General features: G+C 40.0%; 1 protein-coding gene. It reads right to left on the bottom strand.

Going from position 1 to position 2,115, the window contains the following annotated elements:
• Positions 1 to 82: 82 nt before the first annotated feature.
• The coding region (locus tag PSN35_RS07340) for an HsdR family type I site-specific deoxyribonuclease (RefSeq protein ID WP_300031559.1) at positions 83 to 2,115 on the bottom strand (2,033 nt) is incomplete at its 5' end.

The following is a 2,115-nucleotide window of genomic DNA, read 5'->3' as shown; positions in this document are numbered from 1 at the left end:
AACCTGGTCTATGGACTTATATGACCTGGTCTATGGACTTATGTGACCTGGTCTATGGACTTATAAAACCTGGTCTATGGACTTATATGACCAGGGGTCGGTTGTTGAACTTGTGATTAAGAATCAATGTATTTGAAATATCGTCATTGAGTGGTTTACGCTGATCATAAAGATAAGTTTCGATAACAATTTTCACTTTAGATTTATCAAGTTTTTCGTCGTTACACAAAGTGTTAAACGCTTGACAAGTCTGCTCTTCCCAGAATCGTTCAAACTCGTCATCAATATCTTCAACCGCAATACCCATTAGATGCGAATCAATAAACTCTTCAATCAGCTCACGCTTCGAGCGTAAATGCTCCTGTCCAGCAATGATGTTAATAATGCTTTTCTTGTACTCAGCGTGCTTAGCCGTATCAGTCTCACGGTACTGAGCAAGAAGTCGCAAGATGTACGCTACATTAATCTCATCCTTATGAATCAGCTCAAGCTCAAAGTCTACTTCATCAAGAATCGACACCTTTTCAACTTCTGTATTGCTCTTCACTTTTTCATACAAATCCAAATACTTCGACTTGTAATCTTCAAACGTCTGTTCGCCCATTGACAAATCAGCAAAGTTAAAATCACTAAAGCCTGTCAGTACATTCTTCAAGCGCATCAACTCTCTAAAGGCTTTAATAAATTCAAGCTGCTCATTCTCATCTACCAACCCATCTACACTGCTCACACTCGGAGCAATATTAATTAGCGCCACAAACGCCTTATTAAACAGCTCAACATATTCTTCGTAAGGCTTCATCAAGATAACATCTTTAGCCTCCTTATTTGAGAACAACGCAATCGCCTCATCGGTTTGCTCTTTAAGATTCCTAAAACAGACAATATTACCCTGTGACTTCTTCTCGTTCACAATTCGGTTAGTGCGTGAGAACGCCTGAATCAATCCGTGATACTTCAAATTCTTATCGACATACAAAGTATTAAGCATCTTCGAATCAAACCCAGTTAAGAACATATTAACCACCAGCAAAATATCAATCTCTCTGCGCTTTACTCGCTTAGATATATCGTTGTAATAGTTGTAATAACTCTGTGAATCTTTAGTGGTGAACTTAATATTGAATGTTTGGTTGTAATCTTGGATGTAGCTTTCTAATTTATCTCGACTGTGCGGGTTAATATGCGCCTCATCCACATTCGCACCATCACTCTCATAAACGCCATCAGCACCTTGGTCATCTTCATTCGCACTGTAGCTAAATATCGTGGCAATTTTAAGATTATGCTCACCCGCCTCACGCTTTGCTTTAAACAGCTCATAGTACTTTGTGAGCGTTGGTATACCGCTAACAGCAAACATCGCGCTAAACTCACCTGAATGCGTCTTACGAGCGTGATTAGCAAGGATAAAGTCAGTGATACCTCTAATGTTATCATCTGAGTTATAGACCTCATTAGTATCAATGCCTTCAACCTCAACATCAGTACCGTTCACATTAGATTGTTTGAAGGTTGAGTAATACTCAATTGAGAACTTCAAAACATTGTCATCCTTAATCGCATCGGTAATAACATACTTATGAAGACAATCATCAAACAGCTCTGCTGTCGTGCGCTTACCCATCTTATTGCCAACGGCATTCTCAGGAAAGATAGGCGTACCCGTAAAACCAATCATCTGATTATTGTTAAAGAAGTTGGCAATCCTTAGGTGCGTTTCACCAAACTGTGAGCGATGACACTCATCAAAGATAAAGACAATATGCTTATCTTGAATACGCGCCATTGTCTGAAGATAGCGCTGCTTGCTAATGGCGGTATTGAGCTTTTGAATGGTGGTAACAATCAGCTTAGTATCATCGCCAAACTGCTTGACCAACGCCTTAGTGTTGTCTGTACCATCAACCGAGCCATCACTAAAGCTGTTGAACTCTTTCGTAGTTTGAAAGTCGAGGTCTTTCCTATCCACCACAAACACCACCTTGTGAACCTGTGGCAGCTTCATCAGTATCTGCGAAGCTTTAAACGAAGTGAGGGTTTTACCACTACCTGTAGTGTGCCAAATATAGCCGTTCTTATCTGAATTAGTTACTCGGTCAATAATCGCCTCAG

The sequence above is a fragment of the Candidatus Thioglobus sp. genome (assembly GCF_028599055.1).
Classification (GTDB): Bacteria; Pseudomonadota; Gammaproteobacteria; order PS1; family Pseudothioglobaceae; genus Thioglobus_A.
The sequence above is the reverse complement of the archived record's forward strand: the minus strand, read 5'-3'. Positions and strand labels throughout refer to the sequence as shown.